The sequence below is a fragment of the Nocardia thraciensis genome (genome assembly GCF_054782435.1).
Window position 1 is genome coordinate 398030 of record NZ_BAAGSM010000018.1, and the last position, 24493, is coordinate 422522.

Sequence of the window (24493 nt, forward strand, 5' to 3'; positions counted from 1 at the left end):
GATCATCGGTACGTTGGGACCCGTGGACCTACGGATCTTCACCGAACCCCAGCAGGGCGCGACCTATGACGACCTCCTGCGCGTCGCGAAGGCGACCGAGGACGCGGGCTTCGACGCGTTCTTCCGGTCCGACCACTATCTGAAGATGGGCGGGGTGTCCGGGCTGCCGGGCCCCACCGACGCCTGGATCACCCTCGCCGGGCTCGCGCGGGAGACCTCGCGGATCCGGCTCGGCACGCTGGTCACCGCCGCCACCTTCCGGCACCCGTCGGCGCTGGCGATCTCGGTGGCGCAGGTGGACCAGATGTCCGGCGGCCGAGTCGAATTGGGGCTCGGGGCGGGCTGGTTCGAGGATGAGCATCGCGCCTACGGCATCCCGCTGCCGGATCTGGGCGAGCGGTTCGACCGGTACTCCGAGCAACTCGAGATCGTCACCGGGCTGTGGGAGACCGTCGAGGGCGAGACCTTCAGCTACCTGGGCAAGTACTACGAGCTGGAGAATTCACCCGCGCTGCCGAAACCGGCGCAGCGCCCGCTCCCACCGGTGATCATCGGCGGCATGGGCAAGAAGCGGACGCCGGAGCTGGCCGCCCGCTTCGCCCAGGAGTTCAACCTGCCCTTCGTCGATTCCGCCACGGCCGCGGCGCAATTCGAGCGGGTGGCCGCGGCCGCGCGGGAAATCGGCCGCGATCCGGGCGAGATCACCTGGTCGGCGGCGCAGGTGCTGTGCGCGGGGCGCGACGACGCCGAGATCGCCCGTCGCGCCGCCGCCATCGGTCGCAAGGTGGACGAGCTGAAGCGCAACGGCCTCGCCGGGACGCCCGCCGAACTGGTCGACAAGATCGGCTGCTACCGCGAGGAAACCGGCATCACCCGCCTCTACCTGCAAACACTGGACCTGTCCGACCTCGACCACTTGGAGCTGGTTGCTTCCGAGGTCGTCCCGCAGCTCGGCTGAGTCGAGGCGTAGCGACAATCGTCATTCCGGCGCGCTCTTGGCCGGAATCCACCGTGAGATCCCGGCCAAAAGCACGCCGGGATGACGGTTGTGCTGTGGGCGCCGGGATGACGGTTGGGCCTACGGCCCCACGGGCACGGTTGGGTTCGGCTCGTCGGCCAGGTTCAGGTCCTTGAGGCGTGCGCCCTCCACGTCGATGTCCGGGACGATCTTGCTGAGCCAGTTGGGGAGCCACCAGGCCCACTTGCCCATCAGGATCAGCAGTGAGGGGATCAGCACCATCCGGACCAGGAAGGCGTCGAACAGCACGCCCGCGGCCAGCGCGAAGCCCATCGACTTCGCGGTGGTATCGGCCTCCAGGATGAAGGAGCCGAACACGAAGATCATGATGATCGCGGCGGAGGTGACCACCCGGGCGCCGTGGTGATAGCCCTTGATCACCGCGTCCTTCGGCGTCGCGCCGTGCACGAATTCCTCGCGCATGCGGGTTACCAGGAACACCTGGTAGTCCATGGCGAGCCCGAATACCAAGCCGATCAACATGATCGGCAGGAAGCTCACGATCGGCCGCGGCTCGTCGACCAGCCCCAGCTTGCCGTCCTGGAAGATCAGCACGGTGGCGCCGAAGGTCGCGGCCATCGACAGCAGGAACCCGAGTGCGGCGGTCAGCGGCACCAGCACCGACCGGAACACCGCGATCAGCAACAGGAACGCGGCCCCGGCGACGATCGCCAGATACGGCACGATCTTGCTGAGCAGGGCATGGTCGACGTCGGCGTAGATGGCCGTGGTTCCCGTGATGCCGTATTCGATGCCGTACTGCGAACGCAGGGAACTCTCGGCATCGCGCGCGTCGCGGACGAGGTCCTTGGTGTCCTGGTTGTTCGGCCCGGTCTTCGGCACCGCGTTGAGTAGCGCACCCGCGCCGTCCTGGCTGAACTGCGGTTCGGTCACGTAGTCCATGCCGGGATAGGCGGCCAGTTCGTCGTGCAGGGCCCGCACCGCCGCCTGGCGCTGCTCCTGCGGAACGCCGCTCAGCTCGGCGACCACCATCAGTTTGCCGTTGCTGCCCTCGCCGAATCCCTCGGTGCGCAGGTCGTAGGCCTTCCGGACGGTGGTGTCGGCGGGCATGCTGTCCTCGCCGGGCAGCCCGAGCTGCAGGTGCGTGGCGGGGCCGGCGGCCAGCGCGAGCACGACGATGCTCAGCACCAGGGCGACGGCCGGGGCCTTGCCGATGAGCTGCGCCACCCGCATGCCGTTGGTGACCGAGCTGTCGTCCTCCGGATCGTGCTGGGCGATCACCGGCAGCTTCGGCTTGAACAGGAACCGCCCGAACGCCCCGAGCAGCGCGGGCATCAGCGTGATGGCGGTGAGTACGGCGAACGCGGCCGCCAGCGCGCCGCCCAGGCCCATGAACGTCAGGAAGCGGATGCCGACGATGCTGAGCCCGACCAGCGCGATGATCACGGTGCCACCGGCGAACACCACCGCCGCCCCCGCCGTGCCCAGTGCCGTACCCGCCGCCGATTCGGCCGAATTCTGCACGGCCAGTTCGTGTTTGTAGCGGGAGACGATGAACAGCGCGTAGTCGATCGACAGCGCGATGCCGATCATCGAGGCCAGGAAGGTGGTGAAGCTCGGCACGTCCACGAACGACGTGCCCAGCATGATCACCGACATGGTCACGCCCAGTCCGACGATCGCGGTGATGATCGGGACGAAGGCGGCGACGATCGCGCCGAACGCCACGATCATGACGATCAGCGCGAAGCCCATGCCGATCATCTCGGCCTTGCCGCTGGGCTGCTGGTTCTCCATCGCGATGGTGCCGTCCATCTCGACGGTGAGCCCGGCCGCGCGGGCGTCGTCGGCGATGTCGTAGGCGGCCTTGCGATTGTCGGCCGTGACGTCGGTGAACTGCTTGATGGTGAACGGGACGGTCAGCACCGCGACGGCATCCGGGTTGGTCTTGTTCAGGACGTTCAGCGGCGCATTGCTGCATGTGGAGGAGAACGCGTCGGAATCGCGATCGGGCGCCAGGCAGCCCATCTGCTCGGCGGCCGCGATCGGGTCCTCCAGCGGCTTGCTGTGGTCGACGATGTCGAGGCTGCCGATCTTGGCGACCAAGCCCTGGACCGCCGCGTGATTCGCCGGGTCGGTGAGCTTCTGGCCCGCGGGCGCCGCGATGACGTAGGTACCGGTGACGGCGTCGAACTGGAATGCCTGCGACATGCCCGGGAAGTGTTCGTCCAGAATGTCGGTGGCGCGCTCCGACGGCAGATTCGGAATATTGAAGTCGTTGCTCATCGGCTCGCTGAGCTTGCTGCCGAGACCGCCGACGATAAGGAACAGCACGATCCATACGGGGAGCACGATCCATTTCCGGCGGAATGCGAACCTGCCCCAGCGGTACAGATATACGGACACGAGCGTCTCCTTGCGTCTGTGGGCCGTGCTGCACGAAAGACACCAGCCACCGGCATGACCGGGGTAATTCACGAGCTGGAGAACAACTGGTTCGAGTCTGCTGCGTTGTTGCTACAAGATCAAGGGCTTCCGAAAAGGTGTCGGCCCCCAACCCGCGGGCGGGTTGGGGGCTGACGATAGGGATCGGTTGGGGGCTGACGATGGGGAACGGTTGGGGATTGACAACTAACCTGCGGGTCAGCCGACCGGGATCGGTTCCCGCTCGGTCGCGGCGTCGCGGTCACGCTGCTGCAGTTCGCGCAGCTTGCTGCCCTCGACGTCGATATTCGGCAGGAGGCGATCCAGCCACGCCGGAATCCACCAGGCCCACTTGCCCATGAGCACCAGCAGCGACGGGATCAGCACCATCCGGACGATGAAGGCGTCGAACAGCACGCCCGCGGCCAGTGCGAAGCCCATCGACTTTGCGGTGACGTCGGTCTCCAGGATGAACCCGCCGAACACGGAGATCATGATGATCGCGGCCGAGGCCACCACCCGGGCGCCGTGGTGGTATCCGGAGATCATGGCCTCCTTCGGCGATTTGCCGTGCACGAATTCCTCGCGCATGCGGGTCACCAGGAACACCTGGTAGTCCATCGCCAGGCCGAATACCAACCCGATCAGCACGATCGGCAGGAAGCTCACGATCGGTTGCGTCTCACCGATCAGCCCCAGCTTGTCCTGCTGGAAGATCAGCACGGTGGCGCCGAACGTCGCGGCCATCGACAGCACGAAGCCGAGGGCCGCCGTGAGCGGCACCAGGATCGACCGGAACACCAGCACCAGCAGGATGAACGCCGCGCCGACCACGATCGCCATATACGGCACGATCTTGCCGAGGAGGGAGTTCGACACGTCGGCGTAGATGGCCGTGGTGCCGGTGATGCCGTACTCCATGCCGTACTGCGACTTGAACTCCGCCTCGGCGTCGCGGGCGTGCTCGACCAGGTCCTGCGTGGCCTCGTTGTTGGGGCCCGTATCGGGCACGGCCAGCAGCCGGGCGCCGGTGCTCTGCGCGAAGTCGGGGGCCTTCGTCTGCGGGTCGGACACGTTGGTCATCGCCGGGGTGACGAAGTCCATGCCCTCGTAGGAGGCCAGCCTGTCGCGCAGTCCGGTCACCGCCGCCTCGCGCTGGGCGGGTGCGACGTCGGTGAGGTCGGCGACCACGGTCAGAATGCCGTTGCTGCCCTCGCCGAAGCCCTCGGTGCGCAGGTCGTATGCCTTGCGCACGGTGGAGGTCTTCGGCTGGCTGTCCTCGCCCGGCAGGCCGAGGGTGAGATTCACCGCCGGGGCGGCCAGCGCTCCGAGCACCACGACGCTGAGCAGCAGCGCGACCGCCGGGGCCTTGCCGATCAGCCGGGCCACCCGCATGCCGTTGGTGACGGAGTTGTCGTCCTCGGGATCGTGCTTGGCGACCAGCGGCAACTTCGGCTTGAACAGGAATCGCCCGAACGCGCCCAGCAGCGCCGGAAGCAGGGTCAGCGCGACGAGGATCGCGAAGGCCGCGGCAATGGCTCCGCCCAGGCCCATCCAGGTGAGGAAGCTGACGCCGACGATGCTCAGTCCGACCAGGGCGATGATCACGGTGAGTCCGGCGAACACCACCGCCGAACCCGCCGTGCCGATCGCGGTCCCGGCCGCCTCCTCGGGCGAATCCTGTACGGCCAGTTCGCTCTTGTAGCGCGAGACGATGAACAGCGCGTAGTCGATCGACAGTGCGATGCCGATCATGGAGGCCAGTACCATCGTGAAGCTCGGGATCTCGATCACCGAGGTGCCCAGCATGACCAGCGCCGACGCCGTCCCGACGCCGACCAGGGCGGTCACGATCGGCACGAAGGCCGCGATGAGCGCGCCGAAGGCCACGATCATCACGATGAACGCGACGGCGAAGCCGATCATCTCGGCCTGGCCGCCCGGGGGCGCCTGCTCGGTGGCGATGGTGCCGCTCAGCTCGACGTTGAGCCCGGCGTCGCGCGCCGCGTTCGCCACGTCGTAGGCCGCGCTGCGGTCGGTGGCTGTGACGTCCGAGAAGGATTTGATCTTGAACGGAACCTGAACGTAGGCAACGGAATCCGCATTGCCCTTGCCGAGCACATTCAGCGGTGCGAGGCCGCATTTGGACACGAAGTCCGGATCGTTGCGGTCGCCGTCGAGACAGCCCATCTGGGTGGTGGCGGCGATGGGGTCGGTCAGCGGCTTCTCGTGGTCGACGATGTCGAGCCTGCCGAGTTGCTGGATCAGCCCCGTGACGGCCGCGTGGTTGGCGGGATCGGTGAGTTTCTGTCCCGCGGGCGCGGCGATGACGTAGGTGCCGGTGACGGCGTCGAACTTGAATTCCGCCGAGGCGCCGGGGAACTGCTCGTCGAGAATGTCGGTGGCCCGCTGCGACGGCAGGTTGGGCATGTTGAAATCGTCTTGGCTCTGCTTCTGCAGGCTGGTTCCGAGTCCCCCGAGGACCAGGAATGCCAGTAGCCAGACCGGTAATACGATCCATTTCCGGCGGAAGGCGAATTTGCCCCACCGATAGAGGTATACGGACACGAGTGGGTCTCCTAGCGATTGCCGGTTTGTGCCGAGTTCAGGCTCCGTAGACAGCACTCTCGCGGGCCGCCCTGCCCGCGACCGCCTCCACCTGACGCCTTCTGCCTACCGTGCGGTAGGTAGACTACCGAGCGGTAAGCGGAGGAACAACCTCAATATTCGGGGCCTGATCCGCCCGGACGGACCGCGATGAGAGGATCATCCCATGAGCGCACGTAGTACTGCCGGACACGTTGTCGCAGGTGGCGGGACTAAAGAGGCGATTCGGGAGGCCGCGATCCGGCTTTTCTCCAGCAAGGGATTCGATCAGACAAGCCTGCGCGAGGTCGCGGATGCGGTAGGAATCACAAAAGCCTCCCTTTACTATCACTACGCCTCGAAAAAAGATCTGCTGCTCGCGATTCTGGAGCCGATCGTCGACGACCTGAACGCCGTCGTGACGGGATTGGACGGGGTGGCTTATGGCCCCGAGGGCGTGCGAGAGGTGTTGACCAGGCAGTTGCATGCGCTGCTGCGGCATCGCACCGCGGGCGCGATGTGTGTGCGGGACGCCGCGGCCATCATCAACGCGATCGGTGACCGGCAGCCGGACATGCTCGAAATGCACCGCAGCCTGAGTTCCTGGCTGGCCGGGCCCGATCCCACCCAGGAACGGGCGCTGCGGGCGAGCGCCGCGCTCGAGGTGCTCGGGACGGCGCTGTGGTCGAAGGAGCTGAACCCCGACACCGGCGACGAGCTCATCGAGCGGGTCCTGCTGGACTCCGCGCTCGGTGTGCTGGGCGCCGGTGGGGAATCGGTCGCCGCGGATGCGGGGAGACGCCGTGCACATCAGCGCTAAGGTCGACTACGCGGTCCGGATTCTGCTGGAAATAGCCCGCGCGCAAGCGGGTTCGGTCAAGGCCGACGTCATCTCCTCCGCCCAGGCCATCCCGCCGAAGATTCTGGAATCGACGGTGGCCGAGCTGCGTCGCGCGGACCTGGTGACCAGCCGCCGCGGTCCCGAGGGCGGCTATCGACTGGCCCGCCCGGCCGCCGAGATCAGCGTCGCCGACGTGATCCGTGCGGTGGAGGGGCCGCTGGCCTCGGTGCGTGGGCAGCGCCCGGAGGACGTGAGCTATCCGGGCGCGGCCGAACCCTTGCAACGCGTCTGGATCGCGCTGCGCGTCAACATCCGCGCGGTGCTCGAGCAGGTCTCGATCGCCGAGATCGCGACGGACGAACTCCCGACGTTCATCGACGAATTGACCGCCGATCCCGGCGCCTGGGCGCGGCGGCCCACCCCACCCCGATAACCTGACCTGATGCCCGTCGTGTCCAGCGAAACCATGGCGGCACGCGTCGGCGGGAGGCGGTAGCCTGCACGCATCATGTTGATCGGACTGCTGCGCAGCTTCATGAGCCCCTACCGCTCCCAACTGGCCGGGGTGGTCGTGCTGCAGCTGATCTCGGTGATCGCGATGCTGTATCTACCCAGCCTGAATGCCGACATCATCGACAACGGCGTCACCAAGGGCGATATCGGCTACATCTGGACCACCGGCCTGTGGATGCTGCTGGTCACCGGCGTGCAGATCCTCGCCTCGGCCTTCTCGGTCTACCTCGGCGCGCAGGCGGCGATGGGCGCGGGCCGCGATATGCGCGCGGCGCTGCTGCACCGGGTCGGTACCTTCTCCGCGCGCGAGGTGGGCCTGTTCGGCGCTCCGTCGCTGATCACCCGCAACACCAACGACGTGCAGCAGGTACAGCTGCTGATCGTGATGAGCGCGACCATCCTGGTGATGGCGCCGATCATGTGCGTCGGCGGCATCGTCATGGCGGTGCGGCAGGACCTGGGCCTGTCCTGGCTGCTGCTGATCGCGGTACCGGCGCTGGCGCTGACCATGGCGGCCATCATCTCCCGCATGGTGCCGGGCTTCCGGCGCATGCAGGAGCGCATCGATGCGGTCAATCGCGTTCTGCGCGAACAGATCACCGGCATCCGCGTGGTGCGGGCGTTCGTGCGGGAGCGGCAGGAGACCTGGCGCTTCGGCGTCGCGAATTCCGAGCTGACCGAGGCCTCGCTGTACGTCGGGCGGCTGATGGCGCTGATGTTCCCGGCCGTGATGCTGATCAGCAATCTCACCACCGTGGCGGTGATCTGGTTCGGCGGCCACGCCATCAACTCGGGGGAGATGCAGATCGGATCGCTGACGGCGATGCTGGCCTACATCATGCAGATCCTGATGGCGGTCATGATGGCCTCGTTCCTGGCCATGATGGCCCCGCGCGCGGCGGTGTCGGCCGAGCGCATCGGCGAGGTGCTCGACACCGAATCGTCGGTGACCCCGCCGCCGCTGCCGCAGCCGTTCAAATCCGATCCGGGCTCGGTGGACCTGCAGTTCGCCGAGTTCAAGTTCCCGGGCGCGGACGAGCCCGTGCTGCGGGCGATCCGGTTCCGGGTGGATCCGGGGCAGACCACCGCGATCGTGGGTTCCACCGGCTCCGGCAAGACCACGCTGATCAACCTGATACCGCGGCTGATCGACGTTACCGACGGCGCGGTCTACGTCGGCGGCACCGACGTGCGCCACATCGATCTCGATCTGCTGCGCTCCCAGATCGGCCTGGTGCCGCAGCGGGCATACCTGTTCTCCGGCACCGTCGCCTCCAATCTGCGCTACGGCAATCCGGACGCCACCAACGCGCAGCTGTGGCGGGCCTTGGAGATCGCGCAGGCCGCCGACTTCGTGCGGGAGATGCCGCAGGGCCTGGAAACGCCTGTCGCACAGGGCGGTACGACCGTGTCCGGCGGTCAGCGTCAGCGGCTCGCGATCGCGCGCGCGGTGGTGAAGCGCCCCAAGATCTACCTGTTCGACGACTGCTTCTCCGCCCTCGACGTCGCCACCGACGGCCGGGTCCGCGACGCCCTGCGGCCGGTAACCGCCGAGGCTGCGGTCATTACTGTGGCACAACGGATTTCGACGGTCCGCGACGCCGACCAGATCGTGGTACTGGAGGACGGCGCGATGGTCGGGGTCGGCACGCACGACCAGTTGCTCCGCGACTGCGAGGAGTATCGGGAGATCGTGCAATCCCAGCTCAGTGTGGAGGATGTCCGATGAGGCCCGGGATGCCCAATCCCGGTGCGCCGGATACCAAGGCCAAGTCGTTCGGTCCCTCGTTGCAGCGCCTGCTGCGCCGCTTGGCGCCCGAACGGGTGTATCTCCTCGCGATTCTCGTGCTGGCGGTGACCGCGGTCGTGCTGAATACGCTCGGCCCGCAGCTGCTGGGCAAGGCCACCAACCTGATTTTCGACGGCGTGATCGGCCAGCAGCTGCCCTCGGGCCTGACCAAGGACCAGGCGGTCGAGGCGCTGCGCGGGCAGGGCCAGGACAAGCTCGCCGACATGCTCGGCGGCATGAACGTAATCCCCGGAGCGGGAGTCGATTTCGACGCGGTGGGCCGCGTGCTGCTGCTGGTGCTCGGGCTGTATGTGGCGGCGGCGGTCTTCACCTGGTTGCAGGCGTTCCTGCTGAACCTCGTGATCAACCGCACGGTGAAGCGGCTGCGCAGCGATATCGAGGACAAGATCCACCGCCTGCCGCTGAGCTACTTCGACTCCACCCCGCGCGGCGACCTGCTCTCCCGGGTCACCAACGACGTCGACAACATCGCGCAGAGCCTGAACCAGACCATGAGCCAGCTGCTCATCTCGGTGCTGTCGGTGCTCGGCATCCTGGGCATGATGTTCTGGATCTCGCCGCTGCTGGCGCTGATCGCGCTGCTCACGGTCCCGGCGGCGATAGTCGTCACCGCGCAGATCGCCAAGCGCTCCAAGCCGCACTTCGCCAACCAGTGGAAATACACCGGCCTGGTGAACGCGCAGGTCGAGGAGGCCTACACCGGCCACGAGATCGTCACCGCCTTCGGCCGCGTTCGCGAGGTCGGCGAGGAATTCGACAAGCGCAACGACAAGCTCTACGAGGCCAGCTTCCGCGCGCAGTTCATCTCCGGCCTGATCATGCCGGTGATGATGTTCATCGGAAACCTGAACTACGTGCTGATCGCGGTGGTCGGCGGGCTGCAGGTGGCCTCGGGCAGCCTGTCGCTGGGCGAGGTGCAGGCGTTCATCCAGTACTCGCGTCAGTTCAGCCAGCCGCTGACGCAGATCGGCTCGATGATCAACCTGCTGCAGTCCGGGGTCGCCTCCGCCGAGCGCGTCTTCGAGATCCTCGACGCCGAGGAGCAGGTCCCGGATCCCGCGGTCGAGGATTCGCGGCCGGTGGACCGCGGCCGGGTGGAGTTCGAGTCGGTGTCGTTCCGGTACGAGCCGGACAAGCCGGTGATCGAGGACCTGTCGCTGGTCGCCGAGCCCGGCCACGTGGTGGCCATCGTCGGCCCGACCGGCGCGGGCAAGACCACCCTGGTGAATCTGCTGGAGCGTTTCTACGAGCTGGACTCCGGCGTGATCAGCATCGACGGCGTCGACATCACCCGCATCACCCGCGACCACCTGCGCTCGCGCATCGGCATGGTGCTGCAGGACACCTGGCTGTTCGGCGGCACCATCCGCGAGAACATCGCCTACGGCAACACCACGGCGAGCGAGGAGGACATCGTCGCCGCCGCGCGCGACGCCTACGTCGACCGCTTCGTGCACTCGCTGCCCGACGGATACGACACGGTGATCGACGAAGAGGGCTCGGGGGTGAGCGCCGGGGAGAAGCAGCTCATCACGATCGCCCGCGCCTTCCTGGCCAAGCCGTCGATCCTGATCCTCGACGAGGCGACCAGCTCGGTCGACACTCGCACCGAACTGCTGGTCCAGCAGGCCATGGCGGCCCTGCGCCGCGACCGCACCAGCTTCGTCATCGCACACCGGCTCTCGACCATCCGCGACGCCGACACCATCGTGGTCATGGAGCGGGGCCACATCGTCGAGCACGGCACCCACGACGAGCTGCTCGCCCGCCGCGGCGCGTATCGCAAGCTCTACAACGCCCAGTTCGCGGGGGCCGCGGTAGATCAGGATGCGGTCGACGAGGAAGCGGTCGACGCCGTGTAGGTGCGCATCCCGGCCGCAAAAGCATGCCGGGATAAAGAGGGTGCTGGTGGGCCGTGTCGGCAGGTGGGCGCTGGATGTCTCGCGGGTGCTGGCAATATGGCTGGGTGTCTGATCCTTCCTCCTTCTCGTTCGCCGTCGGTAACCGTCTGGAGGGGCGGCACGGCAGGTCCGGCGTGATCAGCACTCCGCACGGCGCCATCGCGACCCCCGCGTTCATTCCCGTCGGGACCAAGGCGACGGTGAAGGCGGTGCTGCCCGAGACGATGAAGGAACTCGGCGCGCAGGCGCTGCTGGCCAACGCCTACCACCTCTACCTGCAGCCGGGCTCCGACATCGTGGACGAGGCCGGTGGGCTGAGCAAGTTCATGAACTGGCCGGGGCCGACCTTCACCGACTCCGGCGGCTTCCAGGTGATGTCGCTGGGCGTCGGCTTCAAGAAGGTGCTGGCGATGGAGGCCGTCGGCGTGCAGAACGACGACGTGATCGCCGAGGGCAAGGAGCGGCTGGCGGTCGTCGACGACGACGGCGTCACCTTCCGCTCACATCTGGACGGATCCAAACACCGGTTCACCCCGGAGATCTCCATGGGCATCCAGCACCGGCTCGGCGCCGACATCATGTTCGCCTTCGACGAGCTGACCACGCTGCTGAATACCCGTGGCTATCAAGAGAAGTCGCTGCAGCGCACCCACGAGTGGGCACAGCGCTGCATCAATGAGCACGAGCGGCTGACCGCCGAGCGCGCCCACCGGCCGTATCAGGCGCTGTTCGCGGTGATCCAGGGCGCGCAGTACGAGGATCTGCGCCGCAAGGCCTGCAGCGGACTGCGGGCGATGCGCGGCGGCGCGGGAACCGAATTCGACGGGTACGGGATCGGCGGCGCGCTCGAGAAGCAGAACCTGGGCACCATCGTCGGCTGGTGCAGCGACGAACTGCCCGAGGACAAGCCGCGTCACCTGCTGGGGATCAGCGAGCCCGAGGACCTGTTCGTCGCGGTGGAGAACGGCGCGGACACCTTCGACTGCGTCAACCCGTCCCGGGTCGCGCGCAATGCGGCTATCTACGTCGACGCGGGCCGGTTCAATATCAACACCAGCCGGTTCCGCCGCGACTTCACCCCGATCGACGAGACCTGCGACTGCTACACCTGCGCGCACTACACCCGCGCCTACCTCCACCACCTGTTCAAGGCCAAGGAGATGCTGGCGGCCACGCTGTGCACGATCCACAACGAACACTTCACCGTTCGCCTCGTGGACCGCATCCGCGCCAGCATCGACGGCGGCTATTTCGACGAATTCAAAACGGAGACGCTAGCCCGCTGGCAGGGCCGCATCAAACCCCATAATTAGGCAGTCGTTCCCCCAGCGCGACTTCGTCCCGGCGTGACCTCGTCATCCCGCCACGCCCTGTGCCACCTCGTCATTCCGCCACGCCCTGTGCCACCTCGTCATTCCGCCACGCCCCGTGCCGCCTCGTCATTCCGGCATGCTTTTGGCCGGAATCAGCTGCGGAGCGCCGGGCGATCCAAGGGTTGGTACGTCGGCTCATGCTTCTTCAGCAGTGCGATCACCCGGTAGCTGACCGGGAGAATCAGGACCTCCACCAGCGTCTTCCAGACGAAGCCGACGATCACGTAGTTGAAGAACGCACCCCACGTGGAGATGCCGATAGCGGTCGCGGCGATCGAGCAGAACACCAGGGTGTCGCCGAATTCGCCCGCGACGGTGGAACCCAGCAGCCGCGCCCACAGGTGCTTTTCCTTGGTGCGCTCCTTGATCAGCATCAACGTCGTCGAGTTCAGGAACTGGCCGACGACGTATCCGGCGAGCCCTGCGGCGACCAGCTGCCAGGTCGTGCCGACCACGGTGCGGAACGCGTCCTGGTGTTCGTAGAAACCCGCCGCGGGCAGTCCGATGGCGATCCAGAAGCAACCCACCATCAGCAGCAGCATGCCGAAGCCGTAGTAGATGGCGCGCCGCGCGGCGCGAAAACCGTAGACCTCGCTCAGCACATCGCCGATGACGTAGGCGAGCGGGAACAGGAAGAAGGCGCCGTCGAGGGTGATCGGCAGGATCTCGATCGGTCCCAGCGACAGGTGCTGGTCGGCGAAGAACTGCACACCCTTGGTGGCGCAGATGTTGGAAATCATCAGGGTAGCCGTGAACAGCGTCACGATCAGCGTGAACGGACCCCCCGCGGCCTGCGCGAACGCTGCGTGTTCGGCCGCGGGGCGCCCAGACTCGTCTATCTCCCCGGAATGCGTTGTAGTACTCACGAGGTGACGACGATACCGGGCCGCGGCCCCGGTGGAATAGGCTGTGTCAATGACGAATCCCGGCGATTCCGACGAATGGTGGAAGCAGTACGGCGGTGAGGGCGTCTCTTCCGAGTCCGGTGGACACGCGCAGGTGCCGCCTTCGGGGCCGCCCTCGGGTCCGCAGCAGCAACCGCCGGGGACGCCGCCGCCTCAGCAGCAGTACCCGCAGGGCGGGCAGGCGCAGCAGTCGTATCCGAGCTATCCGCAGCAACCGCAACAGCAGTACGGCCAGCAGCCCTACGGCCAGCAACAGCCGTACGGCCAGCCCGGCCAGTACGGCCAGCCGAACCCCTATGGTCAGCCCGCTTATCCGCCCGGCGGTGCCTACCAGCCCTACGGCTATCCCCAGCAGCAGGCGCAGGGCACCAACGGCCTGGCGATCGGTTCACTGATCGCCTCCATCCTGGGCCTGTGCACCTGCATCGGCGCGATCGTCGGGATCGTGCTCGGCATCATCGCGCTGAACCAGATCAAGGAGCGCGGCGGCGAGGGGCGCGGACTGGCGCAGGCCGGTATCTGGGTCGGCGCCGCGGCCATCGTGCTGCAGATCATCTGGGTCGTGGTCAATATCGCGATCTCCAGCTGACACCTACGAGACCAACAAGGGGCGCACCCGTAATCGGGTGCGCCCCTTGCCTTTTGCCGTGGCTATTGCCCGCGGCGGGCCGGATCAGCCCTTGATGACCTGGGTACCGCCGGCGAACTTGTCGTGCCAGCCCTGCTTGTTCTGGTCCTGGGAGATCGTCACCGCGATGTAGATCACCAGACCCAGCTCGATCAGGAAGCCCAGGCAGGGGATGATGCCCGCGAGGTACCAGGCGTTGCGCTTGAACGAGGTGCCCGCGTCCAGCTGTCCGCCGCCCGGCGCCAGCACGCGCAGCCCGAGCACCTTCTTGCCGAGCGTCGCGCCCTGCGAGGTCTCCATCGCCACGTAGTAGCCGACGTAGATGAGAGCGCCGACGATGCCGCCGAGGAGCTGCACCCACAGGCTGTTGCCGAGGACGGCCATGATGACCGCGAGCGGAATGCCGATGATCAGGCCGTCGATCAGGCGCGCGCCGAACCGGATACCCAGATCACCGGGGACTGCCCCGGGCGGAACGTTCGCGGGAGTCCCGAACTGCGGCGGCCCGCCGTAGGGCTGGCCGTACGGCTGCTGACCGTACGGCTGCTGACCGTACGGCTGCTGGCCGTAGGGCTGCTGGGGGTACGGCTCCTGCTGCCCGTAGGGCGGCTGACCACCCTGAGGCTGTCCGCCCTGCGGGTACTGCTGCCCGTACTGCGGCTGGCCGTACGGGCCCGGCTGCGGCTGGCCGCCCTGGGGATACTGCTGCCCGCCCTGTGGAAACTGCTGGCTACCGCCCTGCGGATAAGGCTGGCCGCCGCCCTGGGGATACGGCTGTCCGCCTTGCGGAAACTGGTTGGGGTCGTACCCACCGCTAGTCATCTATCGTCCTCGTTAATGGTTGTGGCTTGGGACTGCTGCGTACGTTACGGATTCCCACTGAATTTCACCACGTTGTCGGGATCGAGTGTCCACGGCTCGCGCGGCAACGTGCCGGGATCGAACAAATCGAGCAGAGCGCGGGGGTCCGCCGCGGAGTAGCCGAGGGAGTCCATCAGCAGGGCGATTACCTGCCGCGGTGTCTCGCCGAGCGCCCTGCGATCGGCCAGGGTGACCGCGCCGTCGCGTTTGGCCAGTCGTTTGCCTTCGCTGTTGAGCACCAGGGGAACATGCGCGTATCGCGGGATGGCGAGCCCGAGCAGCGTGGCCAGATACGCCTGCCGCGGGGTCGACGGGAGCAGGTCGTCGCCGCGCACCACCTGATCGATGCCCTGGGCGGCATCGTCGACCACCACGGCGAGGTTGTAGGCGGGCGTCCCGTCGCCGCGGCGCAGCACCAGATCGTCCACCACACCCCGGAATCGGCCGTGGATTTCGTCCACGACCTCGAATTCCGTTGTCTGTGAAAGCAATCGCAGCGCCGCGGGCCTGCCCTCGGCGCGCCGCGCGGTGCGCTCGGCCGCTGTGAGGTCGCGACATGTTCCCGGGTAGGCGCCCATCGGGCCGTGCGGGGCGGCCGCCGCCTGCTGGATTTCCCTTCGCGTGCAATAGCATTCGTAGGTCAAACCGGCCGCGGTGAGGGTGTCGATGGCGGCGAGGTGTCGATCCCGGCATTGCGACTGCCGGATCACCGGGGGGTCCCACTCCAGGCCCAGCGCCGTCAGATCGGCCAACTGCCGTTCCTCGGCGCCGGGGCGGACGCGATCGAGGTCTTCGACGCGGAGATAGAAGGCGCGGCCGGTCCATCGGGCGAACACCCAGGCCAGAACGGCGGTCCGCAGGTTGCCCAGGTGTAGATCCCCGGAGGGGCTGGGGGCGAACCGCCCGGCTCCGCGGGACCCGCTGGTCGACGACGGGGCGCAGACCTGCGCATCGGAGGGCACGATGCCCCATCGTAGGGATGATTCCTATTCAGCCCCGTAGACGGGGACGCAGTCGGGTCTCCGGAATCGGACGGTCGGCGTCCAGATCCGCCAGCAGGCTCTCGGCATGGGCCACCAGACCAGGGCCGTCGATGCCGTACGGGGCCGGACCGGCCGTGGTCAACCGGCCCGCCGCGCGCTCCAGCAGCGTCCGAGCACCCTTCTTGTTGCCGCGCTGGATGTGGGTGAGCCCGACCGCGTACTGCGCCAGACCCTGCCACAGCATCCGCTCCGCGAACGGTCCGTTCTTCCATGCCGCCTCGAGGACTTCGTGGGCGTAGAAGGCCAGACCGTCGTCGAGCAGGCGCTGCGCGTACGCGAGGGTCTCCTCCGGCGGCAGGTCGAGATCGTCCGGTATGCGCTCCACACCGACGCTTCCGGGCGGCAGCGGGCGCCCGAATCGGTCACGGGGGCGGGCATTTCGGGCACGTCCGACATCGTCTCGATCGCGTTCCACCACAACTCCATGATCCACGGTGCGCGGGACCGCGGATTATCCGGTGGGGCATGGTCGTACGACCGTGCGGAAATCTCGACGGTTTCGTATGTTTGCCAAACCTGGACTCGGCGCCGAGTGGCAATTATTCCGCTACCCAGAATTCGTACAAAGTAGAACCCTGAACGCATGATTGAAATTGAAAAGACAACTCCGCTTCATTGCGGGAACCTGCTAATGTGCACGTCGGGGTCGCCCCCCGCAAGATCCACTCTGCGGATGTGCAGTGCGAGCCCTGCACAACGCAAAATTGCGCGCTACCACCAGGCGCATCGCGGGATCTGGACAGAGCGGTTTCCCGCTGTAAGCAGAATCGATGCCAGGGTTTTTCAGTTCTCGACGCAGCAAAGGAGCTAGTGCCGTGAAGGTTGATTCGACCGGTGCCGTGTGGCGTAAGAGCACACATAGTGGCCCCGACGGAAACTGCGTAGAGGTTGCGTTTCTAGTCGAGGGCAATGTCGCAGTTCGCGACACCAAGGACCGTGGACATGGTCCGATGTTGGCATTCACCTCTGGCGAGTGGGACGCCTTTGTCACGGATGTGAGCGCGGGGGAGTTCGGGCGTGCCTGATCGGCGCCCCGAACCAGGCAGAATCGGGCCCCGGGTCGACGCGACTCGGGGCCTTCGCGATGGTGCGCCCGGTCAGTCCCCGTTCTCCTGATATCGGCGCAGCACCCTCAGCTGCTCGTGCTCCTGCTCGCGCTCGGTGACGCGCAGCTGTTCCCTCTGGCCCGCCGGGTCCGGGCGCAGGAAGCTGCCGCTGCCGGGACGGCCGGACAGACCGAGCTTGTTCAACTTCTTCGGTACCGGGGCGCCCTGGTACGGCAGCGGGACCAGGTGACCGTGCTCGTCCACCGGGCCCAGCGGCTGATGGATCTCGATGTACTCCCCGTGCGGCAGGCGCCGCACGATTCCGGTCTCGATGCCGTGCTCGAGTACCGCGCGGTCGCTGCGCTGCAGGGCGATGCACATCCGGTAGGCCAGGAAATAGGCCAGCGGCGGTCCGAACAGCAGGGCGATGCGGAAGAACCAGGTCGTGGCGTTCAGCGAGATGTCGAACTGGAACGCGATGATGTCGTTGACGCAGGCCAGGGTGAGGATCACGTAGAACGTCAGCGACATGGCGCCGATCGCGGTGCGCACCGGCACGTCGCGCGGGCGCTGCAGCAGATTGTGGTGCGCGTAGTCCTTGGTGAGGCGCTTCTCGATCCACGGGTAGGCCGTCATGAGCCCGAAGATCAACGGCATCAGCAGGGCGATCGAGAGCGAGCCGGGGATGGTGTGGCCGAAGATGTAGCCCTCCCACGCCGGGAACAGGCGCAGGAACCCGTCGGTCCACATCATGTAGAAGTCGGGCTGGGTACCGGCGGAGACCTGAGAAGGGTTGTAGGGGCCCAGATTCCAGATCGGATTGATCTGCAGGACGCCGCCCATCATTGCCAGCACGCCCAGGGTGAACATGAAGAACGCCGTCTGATCGAGGGAGAACACCGGCACGATGCGCGCGCCGATCACGTTCTTCTCGGTGCGCGCCGGGCCCGGGTACTGCGTGTGCTTCTGATACCAGACCAGCGCGATATGCGCAGCGATCAGTGCCAGCATGATGCCGGGCAGCAGCAGGACGTGCGCGATGAACAGGCGCGGAATGATGATGTCGCCGGGGAAGTCGCCGCCGAACATCAGCCAGTGCAGCCAGGTGCCGATCACCGGCATGCCCATGGTGATACCGGAGAACGCGGCGCGCAGGCCGGTGCCCGAGAGCAGGTCGTCGGGCAGCGAGTAGCCGAAGAAGCCCTCGAACATCGCCAGGATCAGCAGCAGCGAGCCGATCACCCAGTTCGCTTCGCGCGGGCGGCGGAAGGCGCCGGTGAAGAAGGTGCGGCACATGTGCACGATCATGGAGGCGGCGAAAAGCAGTGCGGCCCAATGGTGTACCTGCCGCACGAACAGGCCGCCGCGCACATCGAAGGTGATCTGCAGCGCCGACTCGTAGGCGCGCGACATAGTCACCCCGCGCAGCGGCTGGAACTCGCCGTCGTAGACGACCTCGGTCATCGACGGGTCGAAGAACAGGCTCAGGTAGATGCCCGATATCAGCAGGATGATGAAGCTGTACAGCGCGATCTCGCCGAGCAGGAACGACCAGTGGGTCGGGAAGACCTTGTTGATGGACCGCTTGACGAATTTGGCCGCTTGATATCGCTCATCGGCGGAATCGGCTTGCCCGGCAAGCCTGCGGCCGGCGGCGCCTTCTCGAACTGCCATGGCAGTCACCCCACCCGGGAGGAACGGTTGATCTTCTACTACAGACGGTAGCACTTCCGGGCTGGGTGATCGAGGGGTTTGGGCGAACCGGTGTCCGGTCAGGCCGACCGAGACTCCTATCGTCGACGTGTGGAGACGCTGACGCCTCAGGACGCCACGCGGTACTGGCTGTCGCGTCGCACCTGCAATGACCTGTTCCTGCTGTACTGCTTCGACGACGCCGGGGGCTCGTCCGCGGACCTCCGCGCGGCCGTCGCGGAACGGAGTGCGGGTATCGCGGATCTGTCTGTCCGGGTGCGGGAACGGCGTTTCGCCTACCCGGTGTGGGAGCCCCGCGGATTCACCGACGACCAGGTGATCGAGCACGACCTCACCGAACCCACCTGGCCGAATGTCGTTGCCGCACTGGGGGACTTGCTACCGCACGGCCTTCGGGCAGACCAGCAGGCGTGGCGCCTCCACGTGTTCCGCGGTGTACGTGGCGCCCCCGGCGGCGACGCTCCCGCCCTGCTCACCGTACTGCAGATCTCACACGCACTCGCCGACGGCCAGCGAGCGGCCGCCATAGCCCGCGCACTGTTCACCGAGCGCCCCCGCACGGGCGATCAACGGACGGATGACAAGACTCGACCACGTATTGCCCCCGAGGCCGCGGTACCGCGAGCGCGCCCGCCGTCCTTCCGACGCACCATTTCTCCCCGGTCATTCCGGCGTGTGATCCCTCGCCAGTCATTCCGGCGCGCTTTTGGCCGGAATCTACGGCACCTGACGGCCCAGCCGCCTGTGGCCGAGTTGGTTTCGCTGCTCACTTTTCCGGTCCGGCTGGGCCGGACCGTGATTCGCGGGTTCGCGGCCGAGCGGGCACGGCGGGAGCTTGCCGAGCGGACCGAGCGCGGGGAGGTACCACCGCCCGCGCCGAGTTTCCCTCCTACGCTGCTGAATCGCCCGCCCGCTCCGAAGTCGCACGCGGTGCGCCTGCTGGTTCGTGACGACCTCCGGATCCCCGGCTCCACCGTCACCGTGGTGGTTCTGACCGCCGTCGCCTCGGCGCTGACGCGCTACCTCGCGGCGCGCGGCGAGCCCGCGGCCGACCTGGCCGCCCAGGTCTCGATGGCACTTCCGGAGCGAAACGGCCGTCCGCGCAACAACTATCGAGACCTCGGCATCGAGTTGCACGGCGCGGAACGGGATCTGCGTCGCCGCGCCCAGCGCATCGCCGCGGACCTCGAACTCCGCCGGGCCCGGGCGGGCCATCCGCTGCTCCGGGCGCAGGATCGCGTCACCGCCGTCCTTCCGGCGCCGGTGCTGCGCCGCGACGTCGCCACCTATCCGATGGATCAGGTCCCCGACGCCCTCGGCGGCCACACCGTGGTCTCGAGCGTGAACCGCGGTCCCGCCGATCTGACCTTCGGCGGCGGCGGGGTCCGCTGCACAGCGGGCTTCCCGGCCCTCGGCGCCGTCATGCACCTGACCCACGGCGTCCACGGCCTGGGCGGCACGGTGACCGTCTCGGTCCACGCCGACCCGGCGGTGATCCCCGATATCGATACCTACGCCGACCTACTGGATAACGCGCTCACCGAGGTGCTGGACGCTGTGAAACCGGGCGCCGAGTAGGACGAGGTACGACCATGCGCATACCCAGGCGGCGAGGCGGTGGACCGCAGCGGGTCGCACGGCCGGTGCGCGCCCGCTCCCTCGGTTCTTCGCGTCGGCGGCCATGTCAACTCCAGTCGGGCTGCGGCACCGATGAGTTCCGGTCGGTTCGCGGGTCCACACTCTCGAGGGCGTGCCGCGCGCGCCTGGGTCGAACCGCTCTGGAGGAACGTCGTGATCGACCTGAAACCGGCCTGCCACACCGTGGTCGACCTGCTGGAGAGCGTCTCCGGCGAGCAGGTCGAGCACCCGACACCCTGCGCCGAGTACTCCGTCGCCGATCTCATCCACCACTGTGCCGAGTTCTCCCACGGATTCAGCGGAATCGCCCGCAAGCAGCCGTCGAATGAGCCCGTCGTGCGCACGGCCGATATTCACAAGGTCGCCGCTCAGGTGTGGGAACTGGGCGAGGCGTGGGCGGATCCCGAGGCATGGGAGGGCGCCGGCGGCCCGGCCGACCTGCGACTGCCGAACGAGACCTGGGGCCGAATCGCCCTCACCGAACTGGTCGTACACGGCTGGGACCTCGCGGTCGCGCTCGGCCGCACGTTCTGGATGCCGGACGAAACCCTGCGGTCCTGCCTCGACCATGTCACCGTCTTCGTCCCCGCCGCCCAGATCCCCGCCCTCTGGAGCCCGGCCGTCGAAACCCCCGCCGACGCCCCGATGATCGACCGCATCGTCGCCATCACCGGCCGCGACCCACACTGGAGCGCGGTCACCCCGCCTAGCCGGAACCCGGGACAGAGCCCGCTTTGTTCTCGACGGCCGGTGGCCGGTATGCTCCTCCGCGGAGGATTCGCCTAGTGGCCTATGGCGCTCGCCTGGAACGCGGGTTGGGTTAACAGCCCTCGCGGGTTCGAATCCCGCATCCTCCGCCACGACCCCGCCGCCCGGACTACTCAGAAAATCTGGGCGGCGGGGTTTCGAATTCTGTCGACAGGGTCGATGGCGTGGGCTCATAGCCGTCGAGGCCAACTCAGGTAGGCTCGAACACAAGTTCGGATGCTGTGCGGAGGGGCTGTGACCACCGAGAATCTCGAGCAGAAGCTGGCGACTGGGCAGGTTCGTCCGCCCGGCTCTACGCTGTCGGGCATGACCGATGGCAGGGATGACGAGCGGATCGCCCTGCTGGCTCTGCTGGCCGAGCGCCCGAGCGGGATGAGTTGGTCGGCACTGGCATCGGAGATCGTGGTGCGGGGGTCGGCGGTCGAAATTTGGAACGATCTTCATCCGCCGCAGCTGGATGGTATCGGGGCCGAGCCGAGTCCGCTCGATCAGGCCGCTGCGATGCTCGATGGCTGGCGCACAGGGAATTTCGACGTCCTGACAGTACTCGATCCCGATTATCCGGTCGGCCTCCGGACTATCCATCAGTTACCGCCGATCCTGTTCGTCCGCGGAAAGCTACTCGCGGAGGAGGTTGGGGTGTCCGTGGTCGGCTCGCGGGCCGCGACCGATCGCGGTCTTGCGATAGCCGACGCTGTGGCCAGCGGCTTGGCCGAGCGGGGAATCACCATACTGTCCGGATTGGCGGCCGGTATCGACGCGGCGGCCCACGCTGCAGCCATAGCGGCGGGTGGACGCCCGGTCGGTGTCATCGGTACGGGCATCGATCAGGTGTATCCCGCGGCGAACCGAGCCTTGCATGCTCGGGTCGCCGAGGCTGGAGCCCTGGTTTCGCAGTTCCTCCCCGGGACGTCGCCACAGAAACACAACTTCCCGATGCGGAACGCGACGATGTCGGGACTCGGCGTGGCATCCGTAGTCGTCGAGGCCGGCGAGCACAGTGGCTCCCGGATCCAGGCTCGGCTGTCCCTGAATCATGGTCGCCCCGTCATCCTGACCGATCTGGTGGTGAATGCGACCGCTTGGGGGCGCGAGTTGGCTCGCCGCCCCGGTGTCCATGTGGCATCGGGCATTTCCGAGATGATGGAGCTTGTCGAAGGACTGATCACCACTGACGACGCCGCGCCGACGCTCCCTTCACGTCTGGATTCACGGGGTCGCGTTTGAGCGCAGCCGATCCGATCGATCTGCTCGTCCAAGCCGCCGGGGCGTACCTCCGCAATACCGTCAAAGAGCTATTTGTTACCTGTCAGGTATGTGCCCGGCCGACGAGCGAGGGTTACAAACTGTGCTTTCGCTGCCACGGGCACTCCGCCCTTCCGGGAGCCGCGACTGTGGTCGCTCCCCTGATCTATGGGATCGCCGGACGACAGACCGGTGCCGTGCTACGCCAATACAAGGACAACGTGGACGCCCGAGCGCGGGAACGATATGCGCGCACGGTCCTGGGCGTGCTCTACGCGGGCCTCGCGCTGCATGAGCGATGTCTCGAGGTCGTGGTCGGCGAACCGGTTTCCTCTCGCGTGACCGTGCCCTCGTCGAAGGGACGCCTCGGCGTCCATCCGTTCACAGATATCGCACGACGGATCAACGCCGTCTCCGGCCCGCCAATGCTCTCTACGGTGAGGCGGGCGGACGACAGGCATCCAGACGGTGAGCGTTTCCGCGTTCGATCGCCGCAGGCCGTCCGCGGACGGCATGTCCTCGTCCTCGACGACACCTGGACATCCGGAGCTAGTGCACAGTCTGCAGCTATGGCGTTGTGGACAGCCGGGGCAAGCGCAGTGAGCATCATGGTCGTGGGTCGCTGGCTGGATCCGGACCGTACCGGCGCTCGTGCCTTCATTCAGTCTCGGCTGACTGCCGATTACGATCCGTATCGCTGTCCGGTGACCGGAGGGCAATGCCCTTGACACACGGCCGGTACGGCACATGACCGCGCCGACTGTTTGTGAGCCGTGGATTCGGCTGATCGCGCCCGAAGGGCGGGGCGAGATCCACGCTGTCGATCTCGCCCCGGCCATCGCCGCCTGCGGCGGCTACTTGTGCAGGGCCGTGAGGGCCTTCTTGAGTTGGTCCTTGCAGGCCGTTCCCACGTCGTCCTTGTTGGTGGCGGTGGGGGTGTCGATGGAGAACTTCACCTTGGCCGAGAGGTTGGAGTCCAGGACCGCGCAGGTGTAGTCGAGGGAGACGAAACTCGAATAGCTCTGCTCGTAGATGGCGTAGTAGGCGTCCTGGCCGAGGCCGGTGATGATCCCGGACGAGCGGCCGCTGCCGGTGGTCTGGGTGTCGTAGTCCTTCCAGCTGTTGAAGTCGGGGGTGCTGTACTCGGACTGGAAGTCGACCTCGAAGGTCAGGTCGGAGCCGTCGTCGCCGTACTTCCCGGCCCCGGTGTAGGAGGCGCGGCACTCCAGCGAGCCGCCGCTGAGAGCGCTGGCGGGCTGGCGTTCGGTGTGCTCGGGGGTGCCGTCGGGAGTCGGCGCCCACTTGCGCAGCACGGTGGTGTCGACCAGCGCGCAGGCATCGGTGACGTTGGCCATCGAATAGTTGCCGTCGACCTTGCTGCCCGTGCCGGCCACGCTGCCGCCATCGCCGCCGCTGTCCCGGCCGGCCAGCGCCACGATGCCGACCACCGCGCCGATGATCACCACGAGCCCGACGACGCCGCCGATGATCCACGGGGCCGCGCTGCCCTTCTTCGGCGGATACGGCTGCCCCGGATACTGCTGCTGCCCGTAGGGCGCGTTGCCGTACGGCGGCGGCGGATATCCACCCTGTGGCTGGGCCTGTTGCGGATACTGCGGTGCGCTCTGCTGATATTGCGGTTGACTCTGCTGCCCGTACTGCGGCTGGCTCGGCGGCGGTTGCGACGTGCCGAGATAGCTGTCGAAGCCGGCGCCCAGCACGGTCGGATCGGTCCCGGTCACCGGGCCCTGCTGACCGCCGCCGAGCACCGTGGGTTCGGTGCCCGTGACCGGGGTCTCGGGGTTCGTGTATGCAGGCGGTGTCGACCACCACTGCACGGTCTCGTTGGGTTGCCCGCCTTGGTCCGGCTGCTCCCGGTCGTGCGGTGGGTTGGTGCCTGTCACTGCTCATTCCTCCGGTCGTGGCGCGGAAGCCCCCTTCGAAAATGTCGCACAGATCGTAGCCATTCGGGCGGTGAACGTCGCCAGTCAGTTGTGGGGGCACCGTGTCCGCGGTGGTCAGGCGCGCTGCCGGGGCCCGATGCGGCGGATTCGGACCCGGTCGCTACACTGGCCCATGGATCCCGCGCGGCGTGCATCCTGTGAACTCCCCCAGGGCCGGAAGGCAGCAAGGGTCAACGGGCTCTGCCGGGTGCGCGGGGTCCCCTTATTTCCGCCCCGATGGGGATGACGGGCGAGATCCGAAACTGCCATGCAGCC

20 protein-coding genes, 1 tRNA gene and 1 other RNA gene are annotated in these 24493 nt (G+C 67.1%); 14 read left to right on the forward strand and 8 right to left on the reverse strand.

Annotation, left to right across the window (positions count from 1 at the left end):
- The first annotated feature begins 22 nt into the window (after positions 1 to 22).
- A complete protein-coding gene (locus ACYVLQ_RS11230) occupies positions 23 to 958 on the forward strand; it encodes an LLM class F420-dependent oxidoreductase (protein WP_460697331.1) in 936 nt (311 codons plus the stop codon).
- A gap of 120 nt (positions 959 to 1078) precedes the next feature.
- Here ACYVLQ_RS11230 and ACYVLQ_RS11235 read toward each other — a convergent pair whose 3' ends face one another.
- Both ACYVLQ_RS11235 and ACYVLQ_RS11240 read right to left on the reverse strand, forming a co-directional pair.
- Positions 1079 to 3385: an MMPL family transporter gene (locus ACYVLQ_RS11235; protein ID WP_460697332.1), complete on the reverse strand. Its 2307-nt coding sequence runs from the start codon at positions 3383 to 3385 to the stop codon at positions 1079 to 1081.
- Positions 3386 to 3622: 237 nt separating this feature from the next.
- Positions 3623 to 5971 carry an MMPL family transporter gene (locus ACYVLQ_RS11240; protein WP_460697333.1) on the reverse strand — a complete coding sequence of 783 codons (2349 nt, stop codon included), beginning with the start codon at positions 5969 to 5971 and terminating at the stop codon, positions 3623 to 3625.
- A 205-nt stretch (positions 5972 to 6176) separates the two neighbouring features.
- On the opposite strand from ACYVLQ_RS11240, the gene ACYVLQ_RS11245 reads away from it, so the two are divergent.
- From ACYVLQ_RS11245 to tgt, 5 genes are all read left to right on the forward strand, one after another.
- On the forward strand, positions 6177 to 6809 hold the full coding sequence (locus ACYVLQ_RS11245) for a TetR/AcrR family transcriptional regulator (protein WP_460697334.1): 633 nt from the start codon (positions 6177 to 6179) through the stop codon (positions 6807 to 6809).
- Positions 6793 to 7263 (forward strand): RrF2 family transcriptional regulator, encoded by a 471-nt coding sequence (locus tag ACYVLQ_RS11250; RefSeq protein ID WP_460697335.1) that lies wholly within the window; start codon positions 6793 to 6795, stop codon positions 7261 to 7263. The genes ACYVLQ_RS11245 and ACYVLQ_RS11250 overlap by 17 nt, the downstream gene beginning before the upstream one ends.
- Positions 7264 to 7338: 75 nt before the next feature.
- Positions 7339 to 9072 (forward strand): ABC transporter ATP-binding protein, encoded by a 1734-nt coding sequence (locus tag ACYVLQ_RS11255; protein ID WP_460697336.1) that lies wholly within the window; start codon positions 7339 to 7341, stop codon positions 9070 to 9072.
- Entirely contained in the window at positions 9069 to 11015 is a 1947-nt protein-coding gene (locus tag ACYVLQ_RS11260) for an ABC transporter ATP-binding protein (protein ID WP_460697337.1), read from the forward strand. The genes ACYVLQ_RS11255 and ACYVLQ_RS11260 overlap by 4 nt, the downstream gene beginning before the upstream one ends.
- 74 nt (positions 11016 to 11089) lie before the next feature.
- Positions 11090 to 12367 carry a tRNA guanosine(34) transglycosylase Tgt gene (gene tgt / locus ACYVLQ_RS11265; protein WP_460697338.1) on the forward strand — a complete coding sequence of 426 codons (1278 nt, stop codon included), beginning with the start codon at positions 11090 to 11092 and terminating at the stop codon, positions 12365 to 12367.
- Positions 12368 to 12519: 152 nt separating this feature from the next.
- Here the strand turns inward: tgt and ACYVLQ_RS11270 are convergent, their stop codons facing one another.
- Entirely contained in the window at positions 12520 to 13293 is a 774-nt protein-coding gene (locus ACYVLQ_RS11270) for a queuosine precursor transporter (RefSeq protein WP_460697339.1), read from the reverse strand.
- Positions 13294 to 13342: 49 nt separating this feature from the next.
- Between ACYVLQ_RS11270 and ACYVLQ_RS11275 the strand changes: the two genes are divergently transcribed.
- On the forward strand, positions 13343 to 13921 hold the full coding sequence (locus ACYVLQ_RS11275; protein WP_460697340.1) for a DUF4190 domain-containing protein: 579 nt from the start codon (positions 13343 to 13345) through the stop codon (positions 13919 to 13921).
- A gap of 84 nt (positions 13922 to 14005) precedes the next feature.
- Here ACYVLQ_RS11275 and ACYVLQ_RS11280 read toward each other — a convergent pair whose 3' ends face one another.
- The 3 genes from ACYVLQ_RS11280 to ACYVLQ_RS11290 are packed head-to-tail and all read right to left on the reverse strand — an operon-like array spanning position 14006 to position 16282.
- A complete protein-coding gene (locus tag ACYVLQ_RS11280; RefSeq protein WP_460697341.1) occupies positions 14006 to 14782 on the reverse strand; it encodes an RDD family protein in 777 nt (258 codons plus the stop codon).
- Positions 14783 to 14826: 44 nt separating this feature from the next.
- Positions 14827 to 15783, reverse strand: a complete 957-nt coding sequence (gene gluQRS / locus ACYVLQ_RS11285) for a tRNA glutamyl-Q(34) synthetase GluQRS (protein ID WP_460697342.1) — start codon at positions 15781 to 15783, stop codon at positions 14827 to 14829.
- 28 nt (positions 15784 to 15811) lie between these two features.
- Positions 15812 to 16282, reverse strand: a complete 471-nt coding sequence (locus ACYVLQ_RS11290; RefSeq protein WP_460697343.1) for a DUF309 domain-containing protein — start codon at positions 16280 to 16282, stop codon at positions 15812 to 15814.
- 352 nt (positions 16283 to 16634) lie between these two features.
- Between ACYVLQ_RS11290 and ACYVLQ_RS11295 the strand changes: the two genes are divergently transcribed.
- Positions 16635 to 16889: a DUF397 domain-containing protein gene (locus ACYVLQ_RS11295; RefSeq protein ID WP_460697344.1), complete on the forward strand. Its 255-nt coding sequence runs from the start codon at positions 16635 to 16637 to the stop codon at positions 16887 to 16889.
- Between the two features lie 72 nt (positions 16890 to 16961).
- Here the strand turns inward: ACYVLQ_RS11295 and qcrB are convergent, their stop codons facing one another.
- A complete protein-coding gene (gene qcrB / locus ACYVLQ_RS11300; RefSeq protein ID WP_460697345.1) occupies positions 16962 to 18584 on the reverse strand; it encodes a cytochrome bc1 complex cytochrome b subunit in 1623 nt (540 codons plus the stop codon).
- Between the two features lie 129 nt (positions 18585 to 18713).
- Between qcrB and ACYVLQ_RS11305 the strand changes: the two genes are divergently transcribed.
- The 5 genes from ACYVLQ_RS11305 to ACYVLQ_RS11325 all read left to right on the forward strand — a co-directional run bounded on the left by ACYVLQ_RS11305 (position 18714) and on the right by ACYVLQ_RS11325 (position 23002).
- Entirely contained in the window at positions 18714 to 20201 is a 1488-nt protein-coding gene (locus ACYVLQ_RS11305) for a WS/DGAT domain-containing protein (protein WP_460697346.1), read from the forward strand.
- Positions 20202 to 20414: 213 nt separating this feature from the next.
- On the forward strand, positions 20415 to 21047 hold the full coding sequence (locus ACYVLQ_RS11310; RefSeq protein ID WP_460697347.1) for a TIGR03086 family metal-binding protein: 633 nt from the start codon (positions 20415 to 20417) through the stop codon (positions 21045 to 21047).
- A tRNA-Ser gene (locus ACYVLQ_RS11315) sits at positions 21033 to 21121 on the forward strand. Before ACYVLQ_RS11310 ends, ACYVLQ_RS11315 begins: the two co-directional genes overlap by 15 nt.
- Positions 21122 to 21263: 142 nt before the next feature.
- Entirely contained in the window at positions 21264 to 22256 is a 993-nt protein-coding gene (locus ACYVLQ_RS11320) for a DNA-processing protein DprA (RefSeq protein ID WP_460697348.1), read from the forward strand.
- Positions 22257 to 22423: 167 nt separating this feature from the next.
- Positions 22424 to 23002, forward strand: coding sequence for a ComF family protein (locus ACYVLQ_RS11325; RefSeq protein ID WP_460697349.1), 579 nt, complete (start codon positions 22424 to 22426; stop codon positions 23000 to 23002).
- A gap of 126 nt (positions 23003 to 23128) precedes the next feature.
- Here the strand turns inward: ACYVLQ_RS11325 and ACYVLQ_RS11330 are convergent, their stop codons facing one another.
- Complete coding sequence (locus tag ACYVLQ_RS11330) at positions 23129 to 24178, reverse strand: hypothetical protein (RefSeq protein WP_460697350.1); 1050 nt, start codon at positions 24176 to 24178, stop codon at positions 23129 to 23131.
- A 171-nt stretch (positions 24179 to 24349) separates the two neighbouring features.
- Here ACYVLQ_RS11330 and ffs point away from each other — a divergent pair.
- Positions 24350 to 24444, forward strand: an RNA gene (gene ffs, locus ACYVLQ_RS11335) — signal recognition particle sRNA small type.
- The last annotated feature ends 49 nt before the right edge of the window (positions 24445 to 24493 follow it).

What these genes read in the sequence shown, in the direction of transcription:
- ACYVLQ_RS11245 (WP_460697334.1), top strand. Translation starts at nt 6,177, where the DNA reads ATGAGCGCACGTAGTACTGCCGGACACGTTGTCGCAGGTGGCGGGACT.
- ACYVLQ_RS11255 (WP_460697336.1), top strand. Translation starts at nt 7,339, where the DNA reads ATGTTGATCGGACTGCTGCGCAGCTTCATGAGCCCCTACCGCTCCCAA.
- ACYVLQ_RS11260 (WP_460697337.1), top strand. Translation starts at nt 9,069, where the DNA reads ATGAGGCCCGGGATGCCCAATCCCGGTGCGCCGGATACCAAGGCCAAG.
- tgt (WP_460697338.1), top strand. Translation starts at nt 11,090, where the DNA reads ATGTCTCGCGGGTGCTGGCAATATGGCTGGGTGTCTGATCCTTCCTCC.
- ACYVLQ_RS11275 (WP_460697340.1), top strand. Translation starts at nt 13,343, where the DNA reads ATGACGAATCCCGGCGATTCCGACGAATGGTGGAAGCAGTACGGCGGT.
- ACYVLQ_RS11280 (WP_460697341.1), bottom strand. Translation starts at nt 14,782, where the DNA reads ATGACTAGCGGTGGGTACGACCCCAACCAGTTTCCGCAAGGCGGACAG.
- ACYVLQ_RS11295 (WP_460697344.1), top strand. Translation starts at nt 16,635, where the DNA reads ATGCCAGGGTTTTTCAGTTCTCGACGCAGCAAAGGAGCTAGTGCCGTG.
- qcrB (WP_460697345.1), bottom strand. Translation starts at nt 18,584, where the DNA reads ATGGCAGTTCGAGAAGGCGCCGCCGGCCGCAGGCTTGCCGGGCAAGCC.